The organism is Pseudomonas sp. FP2196 (assembly GCF_030687715.1).
Taxonomy (GTDB): Bacteria; Pseudomonadota; Gammaproteobacteria; order Pseudomonadales; family Pseudomonadaceae; genus Aquipseudomonas.
The window spans coordinates 1784526-1811523 of the sequence record NZ_CP117445.1; the positions used below are offsets into that span (position 1 = coordinate 1784526).

Annotated in this window: 29 protein-coding genes; 15 read left to right on the forward strand and 14 right to left on the reverse strand. The window is 60.2% G+C overall.

The window, feature by feature from the left end:
* Positions 1-4: 4 nt before the first annotated feature.
* The gene (locus PSH79_RS08075) at positions 5-334 is read right to left on the reverse strand and encodes an EscU/YscU/HrcU family type III secretion system export apparatus switch protein (RefSeq protein WP_305442078.1); all 330 of its coding nucleotides are present in this window, start codon (positions 332-334) and stop codon (positions 5-7) included.
* Positions 331-1905: a flagellar hook-length control protein FliK gene (locus tag PSH79_RS08080; protein ID WP_305442079.1), complete on the reverse strand. Its 1575-nt coding sequence runs from the start codon at positions 1903-1905 to the stop codon at positions 331-333. The genes PSH79_RS08075 and PSH79_RS08080 overlap by 4 nt, the downstream gene beginning before the upstream one ends.
* Positions 1906-2102: 197 nt before the next feature.
* Between PSH79_RS08080 and ccmA the strand changes: the two genes are divergently transcribed.
* From ccmA to PSH79_RS08140, 12 genes are all read left to right on the forward strand, one after another.
* Positions 2103-2738 carry a cytochrome c biogenesis heme-transporting ATPase CcmA gene (ccmA, locus tag PSH79_RS08085; RefSeq protein WP_305442080.1) on the forward strand — a complete coding sequence of 212 codons (636 nt, stop codon included), beginning with the start codon at positions 2103-2105 and terminating at the stop codon, positions 2736-2738.
* Complete coding sequence (gene ccmB / locus PSH79_RS08090) at positions 2735-3403, forward strand: heme exporter protein CcmB (RefSeq protein ID WP_003222942.1); 669 nt, start codon at positions 2735-2737, stop codon at positions 3401-3403. The genes ccmA and ccmB overlap by 4 nt, the downstream gene beginning before the upstream one ends.
* A 78-nt stretch (positions 3404-3481) precedes the next feature.
* Positions 3482-4237, forward strand: coding sequence for a heme ABC transporter permease (locus PSH79_RS08095; RefSeq protein WP_187677403.1), 756 nt, complete (start codon positions 3482-3484; stop codon positions 4235-4237).
* Positions 4234-4410, forward strand: coding sequence for a heme exporter protein CcmD (gene ccmD / locus PSH79_RS08100; protein WP_011333085.1), 177 nt, complete (start codon positions 4234-4236; stop codon positions 4408-4410). The genes PSH79_RS08095 and ccmD overlap by 4 nt, the downstream gene beginning before the upstream one ends.
* On the forward strand, positions 4407-4862 hold the full coding sequence (ccmE, locus tag PSH79_RS08105) for a cytochrome c maturation protein CcmE (RefSeq protein ID WP_095190682.1): 456 nt from the start codon (positions 4407-4409) through the stop codon (positions 4860-4862). The genes ccmD and ccmE overlap by 4 nt, the downstream gene beginning before the upstream one ends.
* Positions 4863-4865: 3 nt before the next feature.
* Positions 4866-6854, forward strand: coding sequence for a heme lyase CcmF/NrfE family subunit (locus PSH79_RS08110; RefSeq protein WP_305442081.1), 1989 nt, complete (start codon positions 4866-4868; stop codon positions 6852-6854).
* Entirely contained in the window at positions 6851-7387 is a 537-nt protein-coding gene (locus PSH79_RS08115) for a DsbE family thiol:disulfide interchange protein (RefSeq protein WP_305442082.1), read from the forward strand. Before PSH79_RS08110 ends, PSH79_RS08115 begins: the two co-directional genes overlap by 4 nt.
* Positions 7384-7854 carry a cytochrome c-type biogenesis protein gene (locus PSH79_RS08120; protein ID WP_095190679.1) on the forward strand — a complete coding sequence of 157 codons (471 nt, stop codon included), beginning with the start codon at positions 7384-7386 and terminating at the stop codon, positions 7852-7854. Before PSH79_RS08115 ends, PSH79_RS08120 begins: the two co-directional genes overlap by 4 nt.
* Complete coding sequence (gene ccmI / locus PSH79_RS08125; protein WP_305442083.1) at positions 7851-9053, forward strand: c-type cytochrome biogenesis protein CcmI; 1203 nt, start codon at positions 7851-7853, stop codon at positions 9051-9053. Before PSH79_RS08120 ends, ccmI begins: the two co-directional genes overlap by 4 nt.
* A gap of 25 nt (positions 9054-9078) precedes the next feature.
* Positions 9079-9483, forward strand: a complete 405-nt coding sequence (locus tag PSH79_RS08130; protein WP_305442084.1) for a hypothetical protein — start codon at positions 9079-9081, stop codon at positions 9481-9483.
* Positions 9484-9690: 207 nt separating this feature from the next.
* Positions 9691-9903 carry a type II toxin-antitoxin system HicA family toxin gene (locus tag PSH79_RS08135; protein ID WP_305442085.1) on the forward strand — a complete coding sequence of 71 codons (213 nt, stop codon included), beginning with the start codon at positions 9691-9693 and terminating at the stop codon, positions 9901-9903.
* Positions 9903-10307, forward strand: coding sequence for a type II toxin-antitoxin system HicB family antitoxin (locus tag PSH79_RS08140; RefSeq protein ID WP_305442086.1), 405 nt, complete (start codon positions 9903-9905; stop codon positions 10305-10307). The genes PSH79_RS08135 and PSH79_RS08140 overlap by 1 nt, the downstream gene beginning before the upstream one ends.
* Before the next feature lie 40 nt (positions 10308-10347).
* On the opposite strand, the gene PSH79_RS08145 is transcribed toward PSH79_RS08140, so the two are convergent.
* From PSH79_RS08145 to gcl, 9 genes are all read right to left on the reverse strand, one after another.
* Positions 10348-11535, reverse strand: a complete 1188-nt coding sequence (locus tag PSH79_RS08145; protein WP_305442087.1) for an MFS transporter — start codon at positions 11533-11535, stop codon at positions 10348-10350.
* Between the two features lie 355 nt (positions 11536-11890).
* On the reverse strand, positions 11891-12889 hold the full coding sequence (locus PSH79_RS08150; RefSeq protein ID WP_305442088.1) for a sulfate ABC transporter substrate-binding protein: 999 nt from the start codon (positions 12887-12889) through the stop codon (positions 11891-11893).
* A gap of 197 nt (positions 12890-13086) precedes the next feature.
* A complete protein-coding gene (locus tag PSH79_RS08155) occupies positions 13087-13911 on the reverse strand; it encodes an ion transporter (RefSeq protein WP_305442089.1) in 825 nt (274 codons plus the stop codon).
* A 21-nt stretch (positions 13912-13932) separates the two neighbouring features.
* Positions 13933-14847 (reverse strand): urea transporter, encoded by a 915-nt coding sequence (locus tag PSH79_RS08160; protein ID WP_305442090.1) that lies wholly within the window; start codon positions 14845-14847, stop codon positions 13933-13935.
* 146 nt (positions 14848-14993) lie between these two features.
* Positions 14994-16409, reverse strand: coding sequence for a pyruvate kinase (gene pyk, locus PSH79_RS08165; RefSeq protein WP_305442091.1), 1416 nt, complete (start codon positions 16407-16409; stop codon positions 14994-14996).
* The gene (locus tag PSH79_RS08170) at positions 16406-17680 is read right to left on the reverse strand and encodes a glycerate kinase (RefSeq protein ID WP_305442092.1); all 1275 of its coding nucleotides are present in this window, start codon (positions 17678-17680) and stop codon (positions 16406-16408) included. Before PSH79_RS08170 ends, pyk begins: the two co-directional genes overlap by 4 nt.
* Before the next feature lie 170 nt (positions 17681-17850).
* On the reverse strand, positions 17851-18744 hold the full coding sequence (locus PSH79_RS08175; RefSeq protein WP_305442093.1) for a 2-hydroxy-3-oxopropionate reductase: 894 nt from the start codon (positions 18742-18744) through the stop codon (positions 17851-17853).
* 127 nt (positions 18745-18871) lie between these two features.
* Positions 18872-19654, reverse strand: coding sequence for a hydroxypyruvate isomerase (gene hyi / locus PSH79_RS08180; protein ID WP_123533765.1), 783 nt, complete (start codon positions 19652-19654; stop codon positions 18872-18874).
* A gap of 145 nt (positions 19655-19799) precedes the next feature.
* On the reverse strand, positions 19800-21575 hold the full coding sequence (gcl, locus tag PSH79_RS08185; protein ID WP_305442094.1) for a glyoxylate carboligase: 1776 nt from the start codon (positions 21573-21575) through the stop codon (positions 19800-19802).
* A gap of 268 nt (positions 21576-21843) precedes the next feature.
* On the opposite strand from gcl, the gene PSH79_RS08190 reads away from it, so the two are divergent.
* Both PSH79_RS08190 and PSH79_RS08195 read left to right on the forward strand, forming a co-directional pair.
* Positions 21844-22284 carry a heme-binding protein gene (locus PSH79_RS08190; RefSeq protein ID WP_305442095.1) on the forward strand — a complete coding sequence of 147 codons (441 nt, stop codon included), beginning with the start codon at positions 21844-21846 and terminating at the stop codon, positions 22282-22284.
* Positions 22285-22493: 209 nt separating this feature from the next.
* Complete coding sequence (locus PSH79_RS08195; RefSeq protein WP_305442096.1) at positions 22494-22952, forward strand: transposase; 459 nt, start codon at positions 22494-22496, stop codon at positions 22950-22952.
* A gap of 131 nt (positions 22953-23083) precedes the next feature.
* On the opposite strand, the gene PSH79_RS08200 is transcribed toward PSH79_RS08195, so the two are convergent.
* Complete coding sequence (locus PSH79_RS08200) at positions 23084-23689, reverse strand: TetR/AcrR family transcriptional regulator (protein ID WP_042558279.1); 606 nt, start codon at positions 23687-23689, stop codon at positions 23084-23086.
* A 134-nt stretch (positions 23690-23823) separates the two neighbouring features.
* On the opposite strand from PSH79_RS08200, the gene PSH79_RS08205 reads away from it, so the two are divergent.
* Positions 23824-24738, forward strand: coding sequence for a DUF808 domain-containing protein (locus PSH79_RS08205; RefSeq protein ID WP_305442098.1), 915 nt, complete (start codon positions 23824-23826; stop codon positions 24736-24738).
* Positions 24739-24876: 138 nt separating this feature from the next.
* On the opposite strand, the gene PSH79_RS08210 is transcribed toward PSH79_RS08205, so the two are convergent.
* Together PSH79_RS08210 and PSH79_RS08215 are read right to left on the reverse strand one after the other, a co-directional pair.
* Positions 24877-25665, reverse strand: coding sequence for a VacJ family lipoprotein (locus PSH79_RS08210; protein WP_305442099.1), 789 nt, complete (start codon positions 25663-25665; stop codon positions 24877-24879).
* Positions 25658-26956, reverse strand: coding sequence for a serine/threonine protein kinase (locus PSH79_RS08215; protein WP_305442100.1), 1299 nt, complete (start codon positions 26954-26956; stop codon positions 25658-25660). The genes PSH79_RS08210 and PSH79_RS08215 overlap by 8 nt, the downstream gene beginning before the upstream one ends.
* Positions 26957-26998 lie beyond the last annotated feature (42 nt).

Below are 26998 nucleotides of genomic sequence, written 5' to 3' on the forward strand. Positions count from 1 at the left end.
GGGCTTAATAATCATCGCCGCGCAGGGTGATGTCCTTCTCGATCATCGGCGCATCCGGATCCTGCCCCTCCGGGAATTTTCCCTTCAGATTCCACGCAAACGCAATGATCTCGGCAATGGTGCGATACAGCTCTTCGGGAATGCTGTCGCCCAGTTCCATCCGCGCCAGCAAGCGCACCAATTCGGCATTCTCGTAAATCGGCACTTCGCAGTCGCGCGCGATTCGCAGGATTTCTTCGGCCAGTTCTTCGTCGCCCTTGGCGGTGAGGGTCGGGGCGTGGTTGCCGTCGTACTTGAGGGCGATGGCCTGGCGTGGAGCGGTGGTGTCATTCATGCGGTTTCATCAACCCAGCGGTGGTCGAGGCGGGTTTGGTTGCCCTGCGGCGGAGTGCCGTGGTGGCAGTCGAGATCGCCGACATTCAGCCCGCGATCGAGCAGGCGCTGGCGCAGTGCGAACAGATTGTTTTCGATCAGATCGGCGGTGTACGGCCGTTCGGCCCACAGCTGACTCGACAGGCTGCCGGCGATCAACTGCGCCTGAATCTGCATCGGCCCGAGCGGTTCCATATCGAACGCCAGATCGACGCGCCACAGTTGCTGCTTCGGTTCGCGTTCGTCGCGGCGCTCGTCGGGTTGGGGGTCTTTCTGCGGCGCTTCTTCGCGCTGGAACTTGACCTGCAACGGCACGATGTCCTGCAGGTTGCGCATGGGGATTTCCAGTTGCCAGGTGCTGAGCAGGCGACCGTCGTCGGTGACACCGGTCTGTTCCAGGCTCGACAGTTGATGGCTTTGCAGGCGCGACACCGCAGCGGCGGCGAGGCGCAGCAATTGCTCCAGATCGCCTTCGCCTTCCAGGTTTTGCAGCAGGCGGTCGGGCAGAGGGAAGCTGCTCGGCACGGGTTTCGCGCTGACCTGGCCGAGGGTGCCGAGCGCGTTGCGCACGAAGCTCGGCAGCGCCTGTGCCAGGGTGTTGGCCGCGATGATGGCGTTGAAACTGGTGCTGCTCGGCAGGCCCGGGGTCAGTTGCGCGATCAGCTTGAGCAGATCGGCTTTCATGTCCGTGGCCAGCGTCGGGTTTTGTCCGGTCAGCAGTTTGGCTTCAAGGAACGCGCCGCTGTTGGCCAGCGCCAAGGCGACGCCTTTGGCGGTGCTCATCTGCTGCACGTCCGGCAGACTGGCGAGCAGTTTGTCGACCACGGCGCGCAAATCCGCCGTTGTCTGATCGGTGGCTGGCGGCAGGCTTTGCAGCGCATTCAACAAACCGTTCAGCGACGCCTGGCGACTCTGCTGGCCGACCAGTTGCTGACTCACCGCCAATTGCTCCTGACGGCTGCTCAGCGGCACGAATTTGAGGGTCTGTGAATCCTGTACCTGTGCCGAGAGTAAAGTCCCGATGCGCAACGGCTGCGGGCTGTCGATCGTCAATGTGCTCCCGCTCAACGCCGTGTTGAGCAAACTGACCATCGAACGAAAAACCGTCGCTTGCCCCGGCGTCTGTGGCAACGCTTGCGAGGTCACCACTTTGCCTTGCAACAAGGTGCCCACCGGCAATTGCGCGGTATCGATGCGGGTGAGGGTGGCGACGCTGCTGGCGATCGCCTGTTGCACGGTAATCGCCAGATTGCCCGCCGACGGCTGAGTGATCGCCAGATTGGTGCCTTGCGCCAGCGGTAGATTACTGGTCGCTTGCACGGTGGTCTGACGGCCGCTGTCCAGCGTCACTTTCAGCAGCAGTTGAAAAGTCTGGTCTGCCTGCTTGAGCGACAACACCTCGGCCTTGGCGCTTTGCCCCGCGCCGATCAAGCCTTCGACTGGCGTCAGCAGCTTGAGCAATTCGCCGACCTGCGGGCGAGCGATCGCCGGGGTGGTTGGCGGGAGCGGGAGGATGTTCATTTCGCCTGTCATACGCGGACACAACCTGAGGAAATTGCACTCTTGAGAGTAAGGCACGACATGTATAATGCCGCCCGTCTTGCGCTTCGTTCAAAAAACATAGCAATTGTTTGACGCAGCTCTCTAGATCGAGCCGTCATTGCATCTATGCTGCATCTCTTTAACGGCCGCACCAGAGCCGACTTGAACCGTATAAGGCCCGTGATCCCTTGACCAGTCCTGTCCTGCAAACCGTTGCCCTCGCGTGTGAGCGAGACCTGCGACTGCTCTTCGAAAATCTCGAATTGAGACTGGCCAGTGGCGATATGGTGCAGATCAGCGGTCCCAACGGCAGTGGTAAAACCAGTCTATTGCGCTTGTTGTCCGGTTTGATGCAGCCGACCAGCGGTCAGGTGTTGCTCAACGGTCAGCCCTTGACCGAACAGCCGAGCGAACTGGCGCGCAACCTGTTGTGGATTGGCCATGCCGCCGGGATCAAGGATCTGCTGACCCCGGAAGAAAACCTGTCCTGGCTCTGCGCTCTGCATCAGCCCGCCGAACGCGAGGCGATCTGGCAAGCACTGGCAGCCGTAGGATTGCACGGATTCGAAGATGTTCCCTGCCACACGCTTTCCGCCGGCCAGCAACGCCGCGTGGCGCTGGCGCGCTTGTATCTCGACAGCCCGCCGCTGTGGATTCTCGACGAGCCGTTTACCGCTCTCGACAAGCAGGGCGTGGCGCAACTTGAAGAACACCTGGCCGGGCACTGCGAGCGCGGCGGCCTCGTCGTCCTGACGACCCACCACACCCTGAGCCGGATGCCGGCCGGTTATCGCGACATCCATCTGGGGAACTGGGCAGTATGAGTGTGTTCGGCCTGCTGGTTGCCCGTGAGTCCCGACTGCTGTTTCGTCGCCCGGCGGAACTGGCCAATCCGCTGATTTTCTTCGCCATTGTCATCGCTTTGTTTCCGCTGGCCGTCGGCCCGGAAACTCAAGTCTTGCAAAACCTGTCCCCGGGGTTAGTCTGGGTGGCCGCACTTTTGTCGGTTCTGCTCTCGCTGGACGGGCTGTTTCGCAGTGATTTCGAGGACGGGTCCCTGGAACAGTGGGTCCTTTCGCCGCACCCGCTGCCACTTCTGGTCTTGGCCAAGGTGCTGGCACACTGGCTTTTTTCCGGACTGGCACTGGTATTGCTCTCGCCTTTGCTGGCGTTGATGCTCGGTTTGCCTGTCGCTTGTCTGCCGGTGTTGCTGCTTTCGTTGTTGCTGGGGACACCGGTGTTGAGCTTGCTCGGTGCGGTGGGCGCGGCACTGACGGTGGGTTTGAAACGGGGCGGCCTGTTGCTGGCGCTGCTGATTCTGCCGTTGTACATCCCGGTATTGATCCTTGGCAGTGGCGCCCTGCAAGCGGCGTTGCAAGGCATGCCGGCGACCGGGTATCTGCTGTGGCTTGGTAGCCTGACCGCTCTGGCGATCACCCTGACACCTTTTGCAATAGCGGCTGGCCTGAAGATCAGCGTCGGCGAATAATGAGGTCTGGTTAAAATTTAACCAGCAAAGACCCTGAGACCGCTCACACTGATGAGCGGCAACCGTGATGGAAACAGTATGAACTGGACCTGGTTTCACAAGCTCGGCTCGCCCAAGTGGTTCTACGGCATCAGCAGCAAGTTTTTGCCGTGGCTGAGCATCGCTGCGTTGCTGTTGATTGGCGTTGGTGTCGTCTGGGGCCTGGCCTTCGCCCCGCCGGACTATCAGCAAGGCAACAGCTTTCGCATCATCTATATCCACGTGCCCGCCGCGATGCTCGCTCAGTCGATCTACGTGATGCTCGCGGTGTGCGGCGTGGTGGGTCTGGTTTGGAAGATGAAACTGGCCGACGTCGCCCTGCAATGCGCCGCACCGATCGGCGCTTGGATGACCGCCGTGGCGCTGGTCACCGGGGCGATCTGGGGCAAGCCGACCTGGGGCTCGTGGTGGGTATGGGATGCGCGGCTGACCTCGATGCTGATTCTGCTGTTCCTGTATTTCGGCGTGATCGCGTTGGGCAACGCCATCAGCAACCGCGACAGCGCCGCCAAGGCTTGCGCGGTGCTGGCCATCGTCGGCGTGATCAACATTCCGATCATCAAATACTCGGTGGAGTGGTGGAACACCCTGCATCAGGGCGCGACCTTCACCCTCACCGAAAAACCGGCAATGCCCGCTGAAATGTGGCTGCCGCTGCTGCTGACGGTGTTGGGTTTCTACTGTTTCTTCGGTGCCGTGTTGTTGCTGCGCATGCGCCTTGAAGTGCTCAAGCGCGAAGCCCGCGCCAGTTGGGTCAAAGAAGAAGTGCAGAGCAGTCTGGAGGCCGCGCGATGAGTTTTGCTTCATTCGGCGACTTCCTCGCCATGGGCCATCATGGCCTGTATGTCTGGTCGGCCTACGGCATCTGTCTGGCGGTGCTGATCCTTAACGTGGCGGCGCCGATCGCGGCCCGCAAGCGCTATCTGCAACAAGAGGCGCGTCGTCTGCGCCGGGAGAACGGCAAGTGAATCCGCTGCGCAAGAAACGTCTGATCATCATTCTGGCCATTCTGGTCGGGGTCGGCGCTGCCGTTGGCCTGGCCTTGAGTGCCCTGCAGCAGAACATCAACCTGTTTTACACCCCGACCCAGATCGCCAACGGCGAAGCGCCGCAGGACACTCGGATTCGTGCCGGCGGCATGGTCGAGAAGGGCTCGCTGCAACGTTCCCCGGATTCGCTGGACGTCAAATTCGTCGTCACCGACTTCAACAAGGCTGTGACCATCACCTATCGCGGCATCCTCCCGGATCTGTTCCGCGAAGGGCAGGGCATTGTCGCTCTGGGCAAAATCAACGCCGACGGCGTGGTCGTTGCCGATGAAGTGTTGGCCAAGCACGACGAGAAGTACATGCCGCCGGAAGTGACCAAGGCGTTGAAAGACAGCGGCCAATCCGCTCCGACCCCAGCGAAGGAGGGTTGATCGATGACTTCCGCACTGTTTATTCCTGAGCTCGGCCATTTGGCGATGATTCTGGCGCTGTGTTTTGCGCTGGTGCAGGCCGTGGTGCCATTGGTCGGTGCCTGGCGCGGCGACCGTTTCTGGATGAGTCTGGCCCAGCCAGCCGCGTGGGGGCAGTTTGCGTTTTTGCTGTTCGCGTTCGGCTGCCTGACCTACGCGTTCATGGCTGATGACTTCTCTGTCGCCTATGTGGCGAACAACTCCAATACCGCTTTGCCGTGGTTCTACAAATTCAGCGCGGTGTGGGGCGCCCACGAAGGTTCGCTGTTGCTGTGGGCACTGATCCTCGGCGGCTGGACGTTCGCGGTGTCGGTGTTCTCTCGTCAGTTGCCGCAAGTCATGCTCGCCCGCGTCCTGGCGGTGATGGGCATGATCAGCACCGGTTTTCTGCTGTTCCTGATCCTCACGTCCAACCCGTTCAAACGTATCCTCCCGCAAATGCCCAGCAATGGCGCGGACTTGAATCCGTTGTTGCAAGACATTGGCCTGATCGTTCACCCGCCGATGTTGTACATGGGCTACGTCGGCTTTTCGGTGGCGTTCGCGTTTGCCATCGCCGCGTTGATGGGCGGTCGTCTCGATGCGGCGTGGGCGCGCTGGTCGCGTCCGTGGACGATTGTGGCGTGGGCCTTCCTCGGCATCGGCATCACCCTCGGTTCGTGGTGGGCGTACTACGAACTCGGCTGGGGCGGCTGGTGGTTCTGGGACCCGGTGGAAAACGCCTCGTTCATGCCATGGCTGGTCGGCACTGCGTTGATTCACTCGCTGGCGGTCACGGAAAAACGCGGCGTGTTCAAGAGCTGGACGGTATTGCTGGCGATTGCGGCATTCTCCCTGAGCCTGCTCGGTACCTTCCTTGTGCGTTCCGGGGTGCTGACGTCGGTACACGCGTTTGCCTCCGACCCAGAGCGCGGCGTGTTCATCCTGATCTTCCTGCTGTTCGTGGTCGGTGGCTCGCTGACGTTGTTCGCGTTGCGCGCGCCCGTGGTCAAGAGTCAGGTCGGCTTTAACCTGTGGTCGCGGGAAACCCTGCTGCTGGGCAATAACCTGGTACTGGTCGTAGCCGCGTCGATGATCCTGCTTGGCACGCTGTATCCGCTGATTCTTGATGCCATCAGCGGCGCCAAGCTGTCGGTCGGCCCGCCGTATTTCAACGCGCTGTTCATTCCGTTGATGGCGCTGTTGATGCTGGTGATGGCGGTCGGTGTGGTCGTCCGTTGGAAAGACACGCCGGTTAAATGGCTGGCCAGCATGCTCACGCCTGTGTTGCTCGGCAGCGTTGCGCTGGCAGTGGTGGCCGGTGTGGCTTACGGCGATTTCAACTGGGCCGTTATCGCCACTTTCCTGCTCGCTGCGTGGGTGTTGCTGGCCGGTGTGCGCGACATCTTCGACAAGACTCGTCACAAAGGCCTGATCAAAGGCCTGCCGACCCTGACCCGCAGTTATTGGGGCATGCAGATCGCCCACCTCGGCATCGCTGTTTGCGCGTTGGGTGTGGTGTTGTCGAGCCAGAACAGTGCCGAACGCGACCTGCGTCTGGCGCCGGGCGAGTCGATGTCCCTGGCCGGTTATCAGTTTGTCTTCGAAGGCGCCAAACACTTCGAAGGGCCGAACTTCACCTCCGACAAGGGCACCATTCGGGTCATTCGCGACGGCAAGGAAATCAGCGTGCTGCACCCGGAAAAACGTCTGTACACCGTGCAGAATTCGGTGATGACCGAAGCCGGGATCGACGCCGGTTTCACCCGTGATCTTTACGTCGCCCTCGGCGAGCCGTTGGGCAACGGCGCGTGGGCCGTGCGCGTGCACGTCAAACCGTTCGTGCGCTGGATCTGGTTCGGCGGCTTGCTCACAGGTGCAGGCGGGCTGCTGGCCGCACTGGATCGGCGTTATCGGGTCAAGGTGAAATCCAAAGTGCGTGAAGCGCTGGGCATGACGGGAGCGGCTGCATGAGACGTTGGTTGATGCTGGCGCCACTGGCGATTTTCCTGCTGGTGGCGGTATTCCTTTATCGCGGTCTGTACCTGGATCCGGCGGAGCTGCCGTCGGCGATGATCAATAAACCGTTCCCGGAGTTTTCCCTGCCGAGCGTGCAGGGCGACAAGACCCTGACCCGCGCTGACATTCTCGGCAAGCCTGCGCTGGTCAACGTCTGGGGCACCTGGTGCATTTCCTGCCGGGTCGAGCATCCGGTGCTGAACAAGCTGGCCGAGCGCGGCGTGGTGATCTACGGGATCAACTACAAGGACGTCAACGCCGATGCCTTGAAGTGGCTGGCCGAATTCCACAATCCGTATCAGTTGGACATCCGGGACGACGAAGGCTCGCTGGGCCTGAATCTCGGCGTGTACGGCGCGCCGGAAACCTTCTTCATCGACGCCAAGGGCATCATTCGCGACAAGTACGTCGGCGTGATTGACGAGCAGGTCTGGCGCGAAAAACTCGCGGCCAAGTATCAGGCGCTGGTCGATGAGGCCACGCCATGAAGCGCTTTCTAGCCGCCGTGGTATTGGGTTTGAGTCTGGTGGGTGTGGCTCACGCCGCCATCGACACCTACGAGTTCGCCAAAGAAGGTGATCGCGAGCGTTTCCGCGAATTGACCAAGGAGCTGCGCTGCCCCAAGTGCCAGAACCAGGACATCGCCGATTCCAACGCACCGATTGCCGCTGACCTGCGCAAAGAGATTTTCCGCATGCTTGGCGAGGGCAAGGACAATCAGCAGATCATCGACTTCATGGTCGACCGCTACGGTGATTTCGTCCGTTACAAACCGGCGCTCAACGCCAAGACTGCATTGCTGTGGTTCGGCCCGGCCGGGTTGCTGCTCGGTGGGTTCGTGGTGATCGCGGTGATCGTCCGCCGACGTCGCGGCCAGCGCGCCGAGACCCCGCAAGCGCTGTCCATCGAAGAGCGTCAGCGCCTCGACCAACTGTTGGATAAAAACCAAGAATGATTGATTTCTGGCTTGCCGCAGGGCTGTTGCTTCTGGTCGCCCTGAGTTTTCTGCTGATCCCTGTTCTGCGTGAACGCCGCGCCCAGCGTGAAGAGGATCGTACTGCTCTCAACGTTGCGCTGTATCAGGAACGCGTTGCCGAGTTGCAAGCGCAACAGGCCGAAGGTGTGCTGGATGCCGCGCAAATGGACAGCGGCCGCGCTGAAGCTGCGCGCGAACTGCTCGCCGATACCGAAGGTGTTGCGGCGCCGCGCGTCTCGAAGCTGGGCAAACCGTTGCCGCTGCTGTCGGCGGTGTTGGTGCCGGTTTTGGGCCTGGGTCTGTATCTGCATTTCGGCGCAGCCGACAAGGTCGAACTGACCCGCGAATTCGCCCAGGCACCGCAGTCGATGGAAGAGATGACCCAGCGTCTGGAGCGTGCGGTTGCCGCGCAGCCCGATTCCGCTGAAGGTCTGTATTTCCTGGGTCGCACCTACATGGCTCAGGAGCGTCCGGCGGACGCGGCGAAGATGTTCGAACGCGCCGCCAACCTCGCCGGTCGTCAGCCGGAACTGCTCGGCCAATGGGCGCAGGCGCAGTATTTTGCTGACGGCAAAAAGTGGTCGGACAAGATCCAGGCCCTGACCGATGAAGCGCTGAAGGCTGATCCGAAGGAAGTCACCAGCCTCGGTCTGCTCGGCATCGCCGCGTTCGAAGGCGAGCGTTATCAGGAAGCCATCGATTACTGGAACCGTCTGTTGGCGCAATTGCCGCCGGAGGACAATTCCCGTGCCGCGCTGCAAGGCGGGATCGAGCGAGCCGCTGAACGCCTGCAAGCCAGCGGCGGCAAGGTCGCCCAGGCACCGGCGCCGAAAGCGGCGGCGCTGCTCAAAGTCAGCGTGGATCTGGCCAGCGAACTCAAAGGCAAGGTGCAACCGGGTGACAGCGTGTTCATCTTCGCCCGCGCCACGTCCGGGCCACCGGCGCCCCTGGCGGCCAAGCGCCTGACCGTGGCGGATCTGCCGGTAACGGTTGAACTGGGCGATGCCGACGCCATGATGCCGCAGTTGAAACTGTCGAACTTTCCTGAAGTCCAACTGGTTGCGCGCATCTCCCGTGCCGGTCAGCCGACCGCAGGGGAGTGGGTCGGTCGCAGCGGGCCTCTGGCCAGCAGCACCACCGCGCTACAAAAACTGACCATCGACAGCCCGGACAAGTAACCGGGCAACACAGGAAAGCACCGCCATGCACACCCTCGCCCGAATCACGGTTCTCACATTGGCCCTGGGCCTGAGCGCATGTGCGGTGCAACCACCGGGACGGACCACTAACCTGCCGCCGATCCCTCCGTCACAACCGAGCCCGACCCCGTCGACCTCGCCAACACCGGGCAAAAGCATCCCCGCCAAACCGGCAAAACCCGTCCCACGCACCTCAGCCAGCTTCGCCCCACCACCGGGCGGCAACAGCCATTGGGATCAGAAACTCGGCGTCTATGTGCTCGACGACCAGTCCAACACGTTCTACCGACAGCGCACCTACTTCCGCTGGAACAATGGCTGGAGCCGCTCCGTCAGCCCCAACGGCCCGTGGGAAGACACCGACATCCACGGCGTGCCGCCGGGGCTGGGCAAGAAATTCGGGCAGTAAATGAAAACGGCGATCCTCGGATCGCCGTTTTGCTGTGTGCCTGTCGGGTTCGCACAGAAATTGCTCAAGCAAGTGCTGCGCAAAGCTCCGGGTCTAGCGTTTCAATCACACTCTGTAAAACAACCGGACGTCGCTCTCTGGATTTCTGTGCTTGAGTAAAAATAACTCTAGGGTTACTTTTGATGAGCCGGGGCAAGGAGGCGATTGGTGCAAAGCAGGTTATTGATCAAGGAGCTGGAGGAGGCGGGTTGGACGCTGGACCGGATCACCGGCAGTCATCACATTTTCAGGCACCCTTACAACCCTTACACGATTCCCGTTCCTCATCCGAAAAAGGATTTGCCGTTGGGGACAGTCAAAAGCACCAGGAGGCGTGCCGGGTTGTACAACCCGCCAGCCAGTTTCGAAGGAGATCCATAATGCAATATCCAATCTGCATCGAGTGGGGCGATGAGAACACCGCCATCGGTATTCAGATCCCCGATATTCCCGGCGCCGTGACGGCAGGGGATAGCTTTGAAGATGCTTACAAGGCTGCCGTTGAAATCGCCCACATCATGTTGCAGGAGATTGCGGCGACCGCAGAGTCGATTCCGATGCCGACCTCTGCGGCGGCGCATCGCAATAATCCGGAGTTCGCCGGGATGGGCTGGGGCATGCTGGAGCTGGATATCTCGCCGTACCTGGGCAAGACCGAGAAGGTCAACGTGACTCTGCCAGGTTATGTGATTCAGCGAATCGACCGCTATGTGCGCGAGCACAACGTCAAAAGCCGCTCGTCCTTTTTGGCGGATGCGGCGATGGAGAAGTTGGTTCGGTATTGAAAACATCGCGGGCCAGTTGGCCCGCGATGTTTTTTACGTGTTACGCAGTCGCCAGTGACCGCCCTTGTGATGCACTCAAGAACCGCAGCAGTGCCAACAGCGGAAACGCACTGCCGACAATCACGATCCACAACCAGCCGCCATGCTCGAACACCGCGCTGGCCACCGACGAGCCGAAGGCGCCGCCGATGAAGATGCTGGTCATGTACAGCGCGTTCAAGCGGCCACGGCTTTTGGCGTCCAGCGAGTAGACCGCGCGCTGGCCAAGCACCATGTTCATCTGCACGCAGAAGTCGAGTACCACGCCGGTCACGGCCAGGCCGATCACGCTGTAGGCCGGGTGGATGAACGCGGGCAGGAAGCTCAAGCTGGCGAATAGCATGGCCAGCAGCGAGGCGATGCGGGTGTGGCCGGCGTCGGCCAGGCGTCCGGCGATGGGGGCGGCGATGGCACCGATGGCGCCGACCAGAGCGAAGATCGCGATGCCGCTTTGCGACAGGCCGTGGTTGCGCGCCAACTCCAGCGGCACGGCAGTCCAGAACAGGCTGAACGTGGCGAACATGCAACCCTGGTAAAACGCGCGCTGACGCAGCACCGGTTGCTGGCGCAGCAGCGTCCACAGCGAACCGAGCAGTTGCCCGTAAGTGGCGCTGTGATCCGGTTGGCGCTTGGGCACGGTGAGTGCCAACACCACGCTGATCGCCGCCATCAACGCCGCAGCAATCATGAACATCGCCCGCCAGCCCAAGTGGTCGGCGACCACGCTCGACACCGGTCGCGCCAGCAGAATACCCAGCAGCAAGCCGCCCATGATTCCGCCGACCACTCGACCGCGAGATTCTTCCGGCGCCAGATGCGCGGCCAGCGGAATCAGAATTTGCACCGATACCGAACTGAAACCCACCAGCAACGAGATCAGCAGAAACAGGTTGGGCTGATCAGTGAACGCCGCACCAAGCAGGCTGGCAATCGCCACCACGGTGGTGATGATCATCAATCGGCGGTTTTCCAGCAGGTCGCCCAGCGGCACCAGGAAGAACAGGCCCAGCGCGTAACCGATCTGTGTCAGCGAGACGATGAAACTGGCCATGGTGTCAGTCAGACCGATGTCCGGCGCAATCAGGCCAATGATCGGTTGCGCATAGTAGATGTTGGCAACGATGGCGCCGCAGCAGAAGGCGAACAGCAGCACCATGCCTCGGGTCATTGTGTGGGTTGTGGCGGTCATAAGGTTTCTCGATCCGGCGAAATGGAATGCGGTGAGGCTAAGGGACAAACCGGAGCGGCAGAAGCGGCCTGCGGTTGATAACAGTTATTCCGTCGCGCAATGAATGGCGTGAATCATGGGTTGTCCATCGGCGAACCTTGCGTCCGACCGTTGAGCGTCGATGATACATTCACTTACATCTTGTTCGATAGCGTGCTTATGTTTGCATTGGCTGTTGCAACGTTCCTCACCGAAGGATTGCAATGTTTGTCGTCAACTTGGTGTCGGGGATCGTGCTTGCTCAAGGTTGGGGTAGGGAATCCGGACACAAAAAAGGCGACCTGTTGAGGTCGCCTTTTTCATTTCAGCTCAAGCCTTACTGGCCCGAGTAAATCTGATCAAACACCCCGCCATCATTGAAGTGCGTCTTCTGCACGGTGCGCCAGTCACCAAAGGTTTTCTCCACCGACAAAAAGTCGACTTTCGGGAAACGGTCGGTGTACTTCGCCAACACCGCCGGGTCACGCGGACGCAGGTAGTTGGCGGCAGCAATTTCCTGACCTTCCGGCGACCACAGGTATTTCAGGTACTCATCAGCCGCTGCACGCGAACCTTTCTTGTCGACGACTTTGTCGACCACCGACACCGGTGGCTCGGCTTCGGCGGAGACACTTGGGGAGATCACTTCGAACTGATCACGACCAAATTCGCGGGCGATCATTTCGGCTTCGTTCTCGAAGGTCACCAGCACGTCGCCGATCTGGTTGGTCATGAACGTGGTGGTCGCGGCGCGGCCACCGGTATCCAGCACTGGCGCTTGCTTGAACAGTTTGCCGACGAAGTCCTTGGCCTTGTTCTCGTCACCGCCGTTCTTTAGCACATAGCCCCATGCCGAGAGGTAGGTGTAGCGGCCATTGCCCGAGGTTTTCGGGTTCGGCACGATCACTTGCACGCCGTCCTTGAGCAGGTCCGGCCAGTCTTTCAGGGCTTTCGGGTTGCCCTTGCGCACGATGAACACGGTGGCCGAGGTGAACGGCGCGCTGTTGTTCGGCAGGCGCGTGACCCAGTTGTCCGGGACCAGTTTGCCGTTGTCGGCGAGGGCATTGATGTCGGTCGCCATGTTCATGGTGATGACGTCAGCGGGCAGGCCATCGATCACCGAACGCGCTTGCTTGCTCGAACCGCCGAAGGACATCTGCACGGTGATGTTTTCGTTGTGCTCGGCTTGCCAGTGTTTCTGGAACGCAGTGTTGTAGTCCTTGTAGAAATCGCGCATCACGTCGTAGGAAACGTTCAGCAGAGTCGGTGCGGCTTGAGCCACGCTGCCGAACGCAAGACCGGCGGCGAGAAGTGAGGCGCCAAAGAGTTTTTTCACTGCGCATTCCTTGTTATCTATTTATGTAGGAGCTGCCGAAGGCTCGGGCCGCGTTCGGACGATCTTTTGATTTTGTTTTTTACCAGATCAAGATCAAAAGATCGCAGCCTGCGGCAGCTCCTACAGGGGGTGATGTTCAATTGCCACTGACTATAACGGGGCACGCATAGTCCTTTAAAGATTAAAAAGCTCTGTGCTTATTCCATTTTCTTGAATAGTTGATTGCCACAGCGTGAGCAAAACGCAGCGCCGTGTTCATGGCTGTTTTTCTTGCACACCGGGCAGTCGTGTTGCAGCTGTTCGCCGCGCATGGCATTGGCCAGTTCTGCGGTGAAAATCCCGGTCGGCACGGCGATGATCGAGTAACCGGTGATCATTACCAGCGACGAAATTACCTGACCCAGCGGTGTCTTCGGCACGATGTCGCCGAAGCCCACTGTGGTCAGGGTCACGATAGCCCAATAGATGCCTTTGGGAATGCTGGTGAATCCGTGTTCCGGGCCTTCGATCACGTACATCAACGTGCCGAACACCGTCACCAGGGTGCAGACGCTGACCAGAAACACCACGATTTTCTGCTTGCTGCCGCGCAGTGCCGACATCAAATAGTTGGCTTGCTTGAGGTACGGGCTGAGCTTGAGCACGCGGAAAATCCGCAGCATCCGGATAATGCGGATGATCAGCAGGTACTGCGCATCGCTGTAATACAACGCGAGGATGCCGGGCACGATCGCCAGCAAATCCACCAGCCCATAAAAACTGAAGGCATAGCGCAGCGGCTTCGGTGAGCAATACAGACGCAGGATGTACTCACCGAGAAAGATGATCGTGAAGCCCCACTCGATGTAGGCCAGCACGTCGGCGTAGTTCTGGTGGATGCTGTCGATACTGTCGAGCATCACGATCACCAGACTGGCGAGGATGATCAACAGCAGAATGCCGTCGAAGCGCCGCCCGGCGAGGGTGTCGCTCTGGAAAATCATGACGTAAAGCCGTTCACGCCAGTTGTTGCTGCTGTCCATGGAAAACGCCTGAATCAAAGATCAGCGCAGCCTAGGTTGATTCTCCCCATGAGCGCAAGACGCACTGTCGACCGTGGCTTTGCCGAGCATCTGGATACCGGCGCGGATCAGCCAGCAGGCGAGGATAAACGGCGCGGTCAGCGTGGCCAGACCGATGGCGGCGAACAGCGGCGTGACCAGTAGCGCCACAACAATGCCGAGCAGCGGCAACCACGGTTGTTGGCGCTGGGCACTGAAGGCGAGGGCGGCAAGTACGGCGTTGTAACTGCCGAGGCCGAGCAGTGCCGCGCTGGTTTCGTGGTGCAACAGGCTCGAACCGAGGCCGACGGCAGACGCCAGCAAAGCCCAGCCGAAAGCACGACGATCAGCGAACAGCAAACCAGTGGCGATCAACGCACCCGCCAGCGGATGATCGAGGAACATCACTTGGCCCAACCCTCTGAGTTCGGCGGCGAGCAGATTCAGCGTTGTCATTTCGATGTGTGCTGTCGGCGCGGACGGCTCGGCAAAGCACAGCAGCACCCAGCTCATGCTCACGAAGGGCGCGGTGTAGGCGGGCATCGATTGGCTGAGCCGCACGCGTTTGAGCCATTGCTGCGTGACCATCGCGCTCAAGCCGCCGGCAGCAAGAATCAGCGGCGGCAGCAGCGGCGACCACGGGAAATACAGGCTCAGCAACAGGCCGAGCAAGACGCCGTTGTAGCTGAACAGTCCGGCCTGACGATCAGCCTTGGCGTAGTTGCGCCGCTGTGCAGTAAGCAGGCCGGCAACGGCACCGAGCAGCGCTCCGGCGAACAGCACCGGTGCTGTCAGCAGGATCGCCAACAGGCACAGCAGGCCGCACAGCGGATGGCGCTGAAGGAATATCTGACTGAAACCGTTGAGCAAGGCCTCGGCCCAGTCGGGGCAGAGGGTGTTGAAATGATTGGCAGGCATGGCAGTTCTGAAAGTCAGTGAAACCGAGGCGCCTGCATCGCCAGCAGGCTGGCTCCCACATTGAATCTTTGTTCAGTCATTGAGTTTGTGATGCGCACAAATCAACTGTGGGAGCGAGCCTGCTCGCGAAGAGGCCGGTACAGGCGCTAAATCAATGTTTCGATACGCAGCGAGTTGGTCGACCCCGGCTGCCCGAACGGCACACCGGCGGTGATCAGCAGCGTGTCACCACGCTGGGCCATCCCCTGCGCCTGGGCAATTTCCAGCGCGGTCGAACACACCTCGTCGACCTGACGCAGGCGATCATTGACCACCGAGTGAATCCCCCAGGCCACGCTCAAACGGCGCGCAGTCTGCAAGTTCGGCGTCAGGTTAAGGATCGGCGCTTTTGGCCGCTCCCGCGCTGCGCGCAAAGTGGAGGCGCCCGATTCGCTGTAGTTGACCAGCACCGCCACCGGCAGCACGTTGCTGATACGCCGGATCGCGCAGCTGATCGCATCGGAAACCGTCGCTTCGGCTTTCGGCCGGCTGACGTCGAGTTGGGTCTGATAATCCGGGCCGTTCTCAACCTGGCGGATGATCTTGCTCATCATCTGCACGGCTTCCAGCGGGTATTCGCCGGACGCGGTTTCCGCCGACAGCATCACCGCATCGGCGCCTTCGGCCACGGCGTTGGCGACGTCGGTAACCTCGGCGCGGGTCGGGGCAGGGGAGAAGCGCATCGATTCCAGCATCTGCGTCGCCACCACCACCGGTTTACCCAGTTCGCGGCAAGTGGTGATGATGTTTTTCTGAATCTGCGGCACGCTCTCGGCCGGCACTTCGACGCCAAGGTCGCCACGGGCCACCATGATCGCGTCGCTCAGTTCGGCGATTTCGCGCAGTTGCTCGACGGCCGACGGCTTCTCGATTTTCGCCATCAGGAAAGCCTTGTCGCCGATCAGCTCGCGGGCTTCGAGCATGTCTTGTGGACGCTGCACGAACGACAACGCGACCCAGTCCACGCCCAGCTCCAGACCGAAGCTCAGGTCGCGACGATCCTTGGCGGTCAGTGGGCTCAGGTCGAGCACTGCTTGCGGAACGTTCACACCTTTACGGTCGGACAGTTCGCCGCCGTTGAGAACGGTGGTGTCGATCGCGTCGGAGTACTTGGTCACCACGCGCAGACGCAGCTTGCCGTCGTCGAGCAGCAGATCCATGCCGGCCTCCAGCGCCGCGATGATCTCCGGATGCGGCAGGTTCACCCGGCGTTCATCGCCCGGTGTCGCGTCCAGATCGAGGCGAAACGCCTGACCGCGATGCAACTGGACTTTGCCGTCAGCAAACTTGCCGACGCGCAGTTTCGGCCCTTGCAAGTCCATCAGAATGCCCAGCGGATAATTGAGCTGACGCTCGACTTCGCGGATCCACTGATAGCGCTTGGCGTGGTCGGCGTGGTCGCCGTGGCTGAAGTTGAGGCGGAAGATGTTGACCCCGGCCTCGACCAGCTCGCGGATGTCGTCGATGCCGTCGACCGCAGGCCCGAGGGTGGCGAGGATTTTGACCTTTTTATCAGGCGTCATGATTTAGAGTTCTCGAGGATCAGGATGGCGCGGAAGTCGTTGACGTTGGTGCGGGTCGGCTCGGTGACGATCAGCGCATCGAGCGCGGCGAAATAGCCGTAGCCGTTGTTGTTATCCAGTTCGTCGCTGGCGCTCAAACCGAGGGCGGCGGCGTGGGCGTAGCTGTCCGGGGTCATGATTGCGCCGGCGTTGTCTTCCGAGCCGTCGATGCCGTCGGTGTCACCGGCCAGGGCGTAGACACCGGGCTGGCCCTTGAGGCTGTCGGTGAGGCTGAGGAGGAATTCGGCGTTGCGTCCGCCACGGCCATGGCCGCGCACGGTGACGGTGGTTTCGCCACCGGAGAGAATCACGCAAGGCGCGGCCAGTGGCTGGCCATGGTTGATGATCTGACGGGCGATACCGGCGTGGACTTTCGCCACCTCGCGGGACTCACCTTCCAGGTCGCCGAGGATCAGTGTGCTGAAACCGGCCTGACGGCATTTCACCGCGGCGGCGTCCAGCGATTGCTGCGGACGGGCGATCAACTGGAAGTGACTGCGGGCCAGGCTCGGATCACCGGGTTTGACGGTTTCCGACTCAGGGCTTTGCAACCAGTTGCGCACGGATGCCGGGATCTCGATGCCGTAGCGCTTGATGATCGCCAGCGCTTCGGCGGATGTGCTTGGGTCGGCCACGGTCGGGCCGGAAGCGATGACCGTAGCGAGGTCGCCCGGTACATCGGAAATCGCATAGGTATAAACAGTCGCCGGCCAGCAGGCCTTGCCGAGACGGCCGCCCTTGATCGCCGAGAGGTGCTTGCGCACACAGTTCATCTCGCCGATGGTCGCGCCGGATTTGAGCAGGGCTTTGTTGATCGATTGCTTGTCGGCGAGGGTGATGCCTTCGGCCGGCAGGGCCAGCAGGGCGGAACCGCCGCCGGACAGCAGGAAAATCACGCGGTCGTCTTCCGTCAGGTTGCTGACCAGGTCCAGCACACGTTTGGCCACGGCCAGACCGGCAGCGTCCGGCACCGGATGCGCCGCCTCGACCACTTCGATTTTTTCGCACGGGGCGCCGTGCCCGTAACGGGTCACTACCAGACCGGACACTTCACCCTGCCAGCAGCGCTCGACCACTTGCGCCATGGCGGCAGCGGCTTTGCCGGCGCCGATGACAATCACGCGACCGGTGCGATCAGTGGGCAGATGGGCTTCGAGGACTTGCTGCGGATGGGCCGCGTCAATGGCTGTGGCAAACAGCTCGCGCAGCAGTTGTTGCGGATCGACCGACATGGCGGGCTCCCGGAATTCTTGTTATTGGGATAAAGCGACAACGGTGTAGCGACGCGGTCCTTGTGGGAGCTGGCTTGCCAGCGATTCAGGCGCTGCGGTCGTTCAGGCAGACCGAGTTGATGCCATCGCGGGCAAGCCCGCTCCCACAGGGAGCGAGCCATAGGCGCAGATTATTTCTTGTCGCGAATCGAGAAGTTGGCCATGTGTTCCAGGCCCTTGATCAGCGCTGAGTGATCCCAGTTGCTGCCACCGATGGCCGCGCAGGTGCTGAACACTTGCTGGGCGTTGGCGGTGTTCGGCAGGTTGATGTTCAGCTCCTTGGCGCCTTGCAGGGCCAGGTTCAGGTCCTTCTGGTGCAGGCTGATACGGAAGCCCGGATCGAAAGTGCCTTTGATCATGCGCTCGCCGTGCACTTCGAGGATCTTCGAAGAGGCGAAACCACCCATCAGCGCTTCACGCACCTTGGCCGGATCGGCACCGTTTTTCGAAGCGAACAGCAGGGCTTCGGCGACGGCCTGGATGTTCAGGGCAACGATGATCTGGTTGGCGACCTTGGCGGTCTGACCGTCGCCATTGCCACCGACCAGAGTGATGTTCTTGCCCATGGCCTGGAACAGCGGCAATGCGCGTTCGAAGGCATCGGCGTCGCCACCGATCATGATGCTCAGGGTCGCGGCTTTGGCGCCGACTTCACCGCCGGACACTGGCGCGTCGAGGTATTGCGCGCCTTTCTCGTTGATCTTCGCGGCGAACGCCTTGGTGGCAGTCGGCGAGATCGAGCTCATGTCGATGACGATTTTGCCTTTGCCGATACCGGCAGCCACGCCGTCGGCGCGGAACAGCACGTCCTCGACCTGCGGGGTATCCGGAACCATGACGATGATGAATTCTGCTTCCTGCGCCACTTCGCGCGGGTTGGCCAAAGCGACGGCGCCAGCGGCAACCAGGTCGGCAGGCGCGGCGTCGTGGTGCGCCGACAGGAACAGGCTGTGGCCGGCTTTCTGCAGGTTCGCCGCCATTGGGTGGCCCATGATGCCGGTGCCGATAAATCCGATTTTAGCCATGAGAAAATCCTCTTGTTTTTATAAACAGCCGTAGGAGCTGCCGAAGGCTGCGATCTTTTGATTCTGCTTTTGAAGGTCAAGATCAAAAGATCGCAGCCTTCGGCAGCTCCTACAGGTTATGTATGGGTCAGATTGCGTTGTGCGACTTCAGCCAGCCGAGGCCTGCTTCGGTGGTGGTCAGTGGCTTGTATTCACAGCCAACCCAACCCTGATAACCGATGCGGTCAAGGTGTTCGAACAGGAAGCGGTAGTTGATTTCGCCGGTACCTGGTTCGTTGCGCCCCGGGTTGTCCGCGAGTTGCACATGGTTGATCTCGCCCAGGTGCGATTGCAGGGTGCGGGCCAGATCGCCTTCCATGATTTGCATGTGATAGATGTCGTATTGCAGGAACAGATTGGCGCTGCCGACCTGCTCGCGAATCGACAGGGCTTGCGCCGTGTTGTTCAGGTAGAAACCCGGGATGTCGCGGGTGTTGATCGCTTCCATCACCAGTTTGATGCCGACGGCTTGCAGCTTGTCGGCGGCATATTTGAGGTTGGCGACGAAGGTCTTTTCCACGGTGGCATCGTCCACGCCTTGTGGACGAATACCGGCCAGGCAGTTGACCTGGGTGTTGCCCAGCACTTGTGCGTAGGCAATCGCCAGATCGACACCGGCGCGAAACTCTTCAACCCGATCCGGCAAGCAGGCAATCCCGCGCTCGCCCTTGGCCCAGTCACCGGCCGGCAGGTTGAACAGCACTTGGGTCAGACCGTTGGCGTCGAGCCTGGCCTTGATTTCGGCAGAGCTGAAGTCGTACGGGAACAGGTATTCAACACCACTGAAACCAGCCTTGGCGGCGGCGTCGAAACGGGCAAGGAAATCCTGTTCGGTGAACAGCATGGACAGGTTGGCTGCGAAACGCGGCATGGTGGTCTCCCGTTGCAAATTAATGATGATGACCCCGTGTAGGAGCTGCCGCAGGCTGCGATCTTTTGATCTTGATCTGTTAACAACAAAGATCAAAAGATCGCAGCCTGCGGCAGCTCCTACAGGAGCATCAGGCCATGGCGGATCAGTCGAGCAGCGAAATCGCCGTTGGCGCATCGTTGCCGACCAGCGCCAGGTCTTCGAATTCGTTGACGGCGTTGATCTCGGTCCCCATGGAGATGTTGGTCACACGCTCCAGAATGATCTCGACGATTACCGGCACCTTGAACTCTTCGATCAACTGTTCGGCCTTGCGCAGGGCAGGGGCGATTTCCGACGGTTCGAACACACGCAGTGCCTTGCAGCCCAGGCCTTCGGCGACTGCGACGTGGTCAACACCGTAACCGTTGAGTTCCGGCGCGTTCAGGTTATCGAAGGACAACTGCACGCAGTAGTCCATTTCGAATCCGCGCTGGGCCTGACGGATCAGCCCCAGGTACGAGTTGTTCACCACGACGTGGATGTAAGGCAGTTTGAACTGAGCGCCGACCGCCAGTTCTTCGATCATGAACTGGAAGTCATAGTCCCCCGACAGGGCCACGACTTTGCGGCTCGGATCGGCCTTGACCACGCCCAGTGCAGCCGGAATGGTCCAGCCCAGAGGGCCTGCCTGACCGCAGTTGATCCAGTGACGCGGCTTGTAGACGTGCAGGAACTGCGCGCCGGCAATCTGCGACAGACCAATGGTGCTGACGTAGCAGGTGTCTTTGCCGAATACTTGGTTCATCTCTTCATAAACGCGCTGCGGTTTGACCGGCACGTTGTCGAAGTGGGTCTTGCGGTGCAGGCTGGCTTTGCGCTGCTGGCAATCCTGCAACCAGGCACTGCGGTTTTTCAGCTTGCCGGCGGCTTGCCACTCACGCGCCACTTCGATGAACACGGTCAGCGCGGCAGCGGCGTCGGACACAATACCCAGGTCCGGCGTGAATACACGGCCGATCTGTGTGCCTTCGATATCGACGTGAATGAACTTGCGACCTTCGGTGTAAACGTCCACCGAACCGGTGTGACGGTTGGCCCAGCGGTTGCCGATGCCCAGCACCACGTCGGATTTGAGCATCGTCGCGTTGCCGTAGCGGTGCGAAGTCTGCAGACCGACCATGCCGACCATCAACGGGTGATCGTCCGGGATGGTGCCCCAGCCCATCAGGGTCGGGATGACCGGGATGCCGGTGAGTTCGGCGAACTCGACCAGCAAATCGCTGGCGTCGGCGTTGATGATGCCGCCACCGGCCACCAGCAATGGACGCTCGGCCTGATCAAGCAAGGCCAAAGCCTTCTCGACTTGAACGCGGGTAGCGGTCGGTTTGGCCAGCGGCAATGGCTGGTAGGCATCGATATCGAATTCGATTTCGGCCATCTGCACGTCGAACGGCAGGTCGATCAGTACAGGGCCTGGACGACCGGAGCGCATTTCAAAGAATGCTTTCTGGAACGCGTACGGCACCTGGCCCGGTTCCAGAACAGTGGTCGCCCACTTGGTCACTGGCTTGACGATGCTGGTGATGTCGACAGCCTGGAAGTCTTCCTTGTGCATACGAGCGCGGGGTGCCTGGCCGGTAATGCAAAGGATTGGAATCGAGTCGGCCGAGGCGCTGTAGAGCCCGGTGACCATATCGGTACCGGCAGGGCCGGAAGTCCCGATGCACACGCCGATGTTGCCGGCCTTGGTGCGGGTGTAACCCTCGGCCATGTGCGAGGCGCCTTCAACGTGGCGAGCGAGGACGTGATCGATGCCACCGACTTTCTGCAAGGCGGAGTACAGCGGATTGATGGCAGCGCCCGGGATGCCAAAAGCGGTATCAACCCCTTCACGGCGCATCACCAGAACGGCGGCTTCGATTGCTCTCATTTTGCTCATGGTTTTGTGCCTCTTTACGTTTTGTAATTGTATACAAGTGGCTTTGCGCAGAGTGTATTCACGGCGGACGGCGCAGGTCAATCCATTTTCTCAAGCGGCTGTTTCATTTGTCGGAAGCCGTTTCTGCTGTGGCTTTTCGTCGCATGTGGCGCTTTTCGAAAATTATTGTATACAAAAAAATAACTCATTGTGTTCTATTTGTTGCATCGGACTGCGGCACAAACGCGCAGTCTCCCGACTTTCCCAATAACAAAATGAGGACAGCACCATGAGCGCTTTAACCTTGAAAGTCGCAGTCAACCTGGTCAACGAAGCCATCAGCGTCGGGCGCGGCATCAGCGCTGCGCCGCTGACCATCGCGGTACTCGATACCGGCGGCCACCTGATCACCCTGCAACGCGAAGACGGCGCCAGCCTGCTGCGCCCGCAGATCGCCATCGGCAAAGCCTGGGGCGCCATCGCCCTGGGCAAAGGCTCACGCCTGCTGGCACTCGACGCCCAACAACGCCCGGCCTTCATCGCCGCACTCAACAGCATGGGCCAGGGCAGCGTCGTGCCGGCCCCGGGCGGTGTATTGATCCGTGATCAGGCGGGGGAGGTATTGGGGGCGATCGGGATTAGCGGTGATCTGTCGGATATTGATGAGCAGGTAGCGATCAAAGCTGTTGAAGCGCTGGATCTGAAGGCGGATGCGGGGGTGGCTTCTTGATTTAGGCGTCTGAAATGACGTGATCGCTGGCAAGCCAGCTCCCACAAGGTTTTGTGTCGTTCACAAGTTTTGTATTCAACATAAAAACCTGTGGGAGCTGGCTTGCCAGCGATGGCGGCGGGACTGACACATCAAGATAAAAGACTGCCTGACTTGATGGGGCACTGCGGTCTAGCCTTCTGATGAACTCATCATGAAGGGGCAACGGATTGCCTGATCTTCCTGCTTCACATCGTCTGCGAGCCGGCCGCTACGCGGAGCCAAATAGAATCTATCTACTGACAACCAATACACTTGATCGAGAACCGATCTTTACCGATTTCGCATTGGGCAGATTGGTGGTTCATCAATTTCAGCGGGCAGAAAATCTGGGATTAGCGAACTCACTGGCCTGGGTTGTCATGCCAGATCATTTTCACTGGCTGGTCGAACTGGAAAATTGTTCACTCAAAAAATTGATGCGCGAAACCAAGTCGCTGATTACGCGAGAAGTGAATATGTCCATCAACCGGAAAGGTCCGCTTTGGCAGCAGGGTTTTCACGACCGTGCGCTGCGGCGGGAGGAGGATCTGGTGAAAATGGCGCGATATGTCGTGGCTAACCCTCTGAGGGCGGGCTTGGTCGAAAAGATTGGCGACTATCCGCTGTGGGATTCAGTTTGGCTTTAGCAATTTTGAATCGAGTTGCCTCCATCGCTGGCAAGCCAGCTCCCACAGGGATTTGTGTTGTTTGCTAAATCTGAGTTCAACACAGAAACCTGTGGGAGCTGGCTTGCCAGCGATGGTGTCACAGCAATACTTCAGTCCGGCTCACACCCTTTAAGCACCAACCGGATAATCGTCTGCGCCGCCGCTTCATAATCGGCCTCGTCCAGCTTGTCCTTGCCGGTGATCGCAGAGATCTGCCAGTCGAAGTCGGCGTAGGTCTGGGTTGCGGCCCAGATGCTGAACATCAGATGGTTGGGGTCGATCGGGGCGATCTGGCCGCGGTCGATCCAGGTCTGGATGCAGTCGATGTTGTGCTTGGCCTGGCCGTTGAGTTGCTCGACCAGATCAGCGCTCAGGTGCGGGGCGCCGTGCATGATTTCGCTGGCGAACACCTTGGAGGCGAAGGGCAGGTCGCGGGAGATGCGGATCTTCGAGCGGATGTAGCCGCTGAGCACTTCGCTCGGCACGCCGTCCGCGTTGAACGGCGTCGAGGCCTGCAGGATCGGCACGATGATGCTTTCCAGTACCTCGCGGTAGAGGTTTTCCTTGGACTTGAAGTAGTAGTAGACGTTGGGCTTGGGCAGTCCTGCCTTGGCGGCGATATCGCTGGTTTTGGTCGCAGCGAAGCCCTTGTCGGCAAACTCCTCACTGGCGGCACGCAGGATCAGTTCTTTGTTGCGCTCGCGGATTGTGCTCATAAACCCGGTGGTTCCTTGCCTGTTCTGGCGGTTGCGCATGGTAGCACCGGCCTCGCGCAGCGCTCAACAATGCCCCGTGTGGCCTGCAGTCGCGGTATGCTGCACGGCATTATTCACATAAGGAAACAAGATTCATGGCAGGAAGCAGTTTGCTGGTGCTGATCGACGACATCGCCACCGTTCTGGATGACGTTGCGCTGATGACCAAAATGGCCGCCAAGAAGACCGCAGGCGTGCTCGGCGACGACTTGGCGCTGAATGCCCAGCAAGTCTCTGGTGTGCGGGCCGAACGGGAGATTCCCGTGGTCTGGGCGGTGGCCAAGGGCTCGTTCGTCAACAAGCTGATCCTGGTGCCATCGGCACTGGCGATCAGTGCGTTCGTGCCGTGGCTGGTAACGCCACTGTTGATGGTCGGTGGCGCGTATCTGTGTTTCGAGGGTTTCGAGAAACTCGCGCACAAGTTTCTCCACAGCAAGGCTGAGGATGATGCTGAACATGCGCAACTGACCGAGGCCGTGGCCGATCCGGCAACCGATCTGGTGGCGTACGAGAAGGACAAGATCAAAGGTGCGATCCGCACTGACTTCATTCTCTCGGCAGAAATCATCGCGATCACTCTGGGGGCCGTGGCCGGCGCCACGCTGACCCAGCAAGTGATCGTGCTGTCCGGCATCGCTATCGTCATGACCATCGGTGTGTATGGTCTGGTGGCCGGTATCGTCAAGCTCGACGACCTCGGTTTGTGGCTGACGCAGAAGTCTGGGCAAATGGCCAAGAAAATCGGCAACGGCATTCTCGTCACGGCGCCCTACATGATGAAAGCCCTGTCGGTGATCGGCACCGCGGCGATGTTCCTGGTCGGCGGCGGCATCCTGACCCATGGCGTACCGGTGGTTCATCACTGGATTGAAGGCGTTGGCGCAGCGGCGGGTAGCGCGGGGTTTGTGGTGCCAGTGTTGCTCAATGGTGTGGCGGGGATTATTGCCGGTGCGGTGGTACTGGCGGTTGTGGCGGTAGTGGGCAAGATCTGGAAAGCTGTGAAAGGCTAAAAAGATCGCCGCCTGCGGCAGCTCCTGCAGGGTGTACTCCATCCCAATGCAGGAGCTGCCGCACGCTGCGATCCTTTGATCTTCATGAAAAAGGCCATTCGACTTGCATCGAATGGCCTTTTTTTGTGCCTGCCGGTTTTACTCGGCAATCTGCAACTTGCGCGACTCGGTGTACACGTAGCGCACTTTCTCGTATTCGAACGGCGAGTTCAGCTGACCATAGCGGAAGCCGGTCTGGTAGCGCTTGTCGACCGCGCGCAGGGCCCAGACTTCCGGGTGGTTGGAGCTCACTTCCGATACGTTGAGGAAGTTGATCGCCGATTCGGTGGTGTAGTCGACCGCCAGGCCTGCAGTGTCACGCAGGTTGGATGGGCCGAAGATCGGCAGGACGAAGTAGGCACCGCCCGGTACGCCGTAGAAGCCCAGAGTCTGACCAAAGTCTTCGCTCTGACGCGGCAGGCCCATGGCGGTGGCCGGGTCCCACAGGCCGGCGATGCCGATGGTGGTATTGAGCAGCAGGCGCGCAGTGGTTTCCATCGAGCGCTGGCCCTTGAACTGCAACAGGCTGTTGACCAGATTCGGCACGTCGCCAAGGTTGTTGAAGAAGTTGCTCACGCCGGTACGCAAGAAGCTTGGCGTGATGTAGCGGTAGCCATCGACCACCGGCAGGAACACCCATTGGTCGAAGCGGTAGTTGAAGTGGTAAACGCGGCGGTTCCACTCTTCCAGCGGGTCATACACGTTCAGGGCGTTGAGCGTCGAGCGCTCGAATTCGCGCTGATCCAGCCCCGGGTTGAACTTGAGTTTGGACAGCGGCTCCTTGAACCCGTCGCTGTCGACCACCACCGGTGCATTGGCTTTGCTGTTGTCGGCCTGGGCCACGCCTGCACAGAGTAACGCTGCAATCAGCAGGAGATATTTAGCCACGGAAGAACTCCAGCATGGCGTCGCTGTTGACGCGGTAGTTAAGGTTGCCGCAATGGCCGCCCAGTGGGTAAACGGTCAGACGATCACCGAAGGTTTTGCGCAGGAAACCGAGGTCGCCCGGGCCGAGGATCACGTCGTCGGCGTTGTGCATTACGGCGATTTTCGGGCTGTCGTGCAGGTAGTCCTTCAGTGCATACAGGCTGACCTGATCGATCAGTTGCAGCAGGCTGCCGCCGTCGGTGCGCGCGCGCCACATCGGAATCACTTGCTCGGTCAGGTAGCAATCGAAGTCGCATTGCAGTGCACGTTTTAGGAACGGCGTGAGGCTGGTGCCTTGGGTGATCGGGAATTTCGGCGGGGTGATCAGGCCGCGACGGTTGATCAGGTCTGAAGTAAACGCAATATCGGCTGCCGAGAAGCGGAACGAGGTGCCGATCAGCATCGCCATCTGCTCGTTGCTCAGATGCTGCTTGGACTGCTGGAAGTCGTAGAGCAGGGCGTCGTTGAGGTCGATATAACCTTTCTGCTGAAAGTAGCGGGTCAACTTGGCCAGCACCAGTTCATAGAAGGTGGTGCTGTTGTTGATGCCTTTCACCTCGGTCTGCACCAGCTTGTCGAGGTTGGTGATCGAAGTGTAGAGGTTGACCGGCGGGTTGAGCAGCAGGACTTTCTTGAAGTTGAAGCTGCGGCGGGTTTCGTCCAGATGCGCGACGAACGCGGCATCAAGAGCACCAAGGCTATAACCGGTCAGGTAATACTCGGTGACCGGCAGTTTCGGGTTTTGCGCCCGCACGGCCTGCATCACTCGGTACATGTCTTCAGCGTCTTCCTTGGTCACGCCCGGAGTGGCGAAGCGCGAGGCGGCACTGATGAAGTCGAAACTGGTTGGCGACGACAACTGCACGACGTGGTAGCCGGCCTTGTAGTAAAGCTTTTTCAAGTATTCGTTGAGCGTGCTGTCATAACGCGCGCCGGTGCCGGCGATCAGGAAGATCAGCGGTGCTGGTTTGTCCTGTTCGGCGATGCGGTAGGTGAGCTTTTTCACCGGCCAGAAGTTGTCCGGCAGAATGAACTCGCGTTCCGGACGCAAGGTGACGCTGCGGTCCGACTGATTGATGTCGTCGTCCAGCGGCAGTTCCGGGCGCAAGTCCGGCGGAGTCGTGGCGATGGTCGCCTCGAACGGGTTGGTCAGGGGGTAGCCATAACTGGCGGCGTCGATATCCACCGCCAGTGCGGACGCACTCAAAATAAGGCCGCTGAACAGCGCGGCGAAGCGCAAGGAACGGAGCATGACTAGATCCCTTAGAGGAAGGTGCCGAATGAAGTTCGCAGG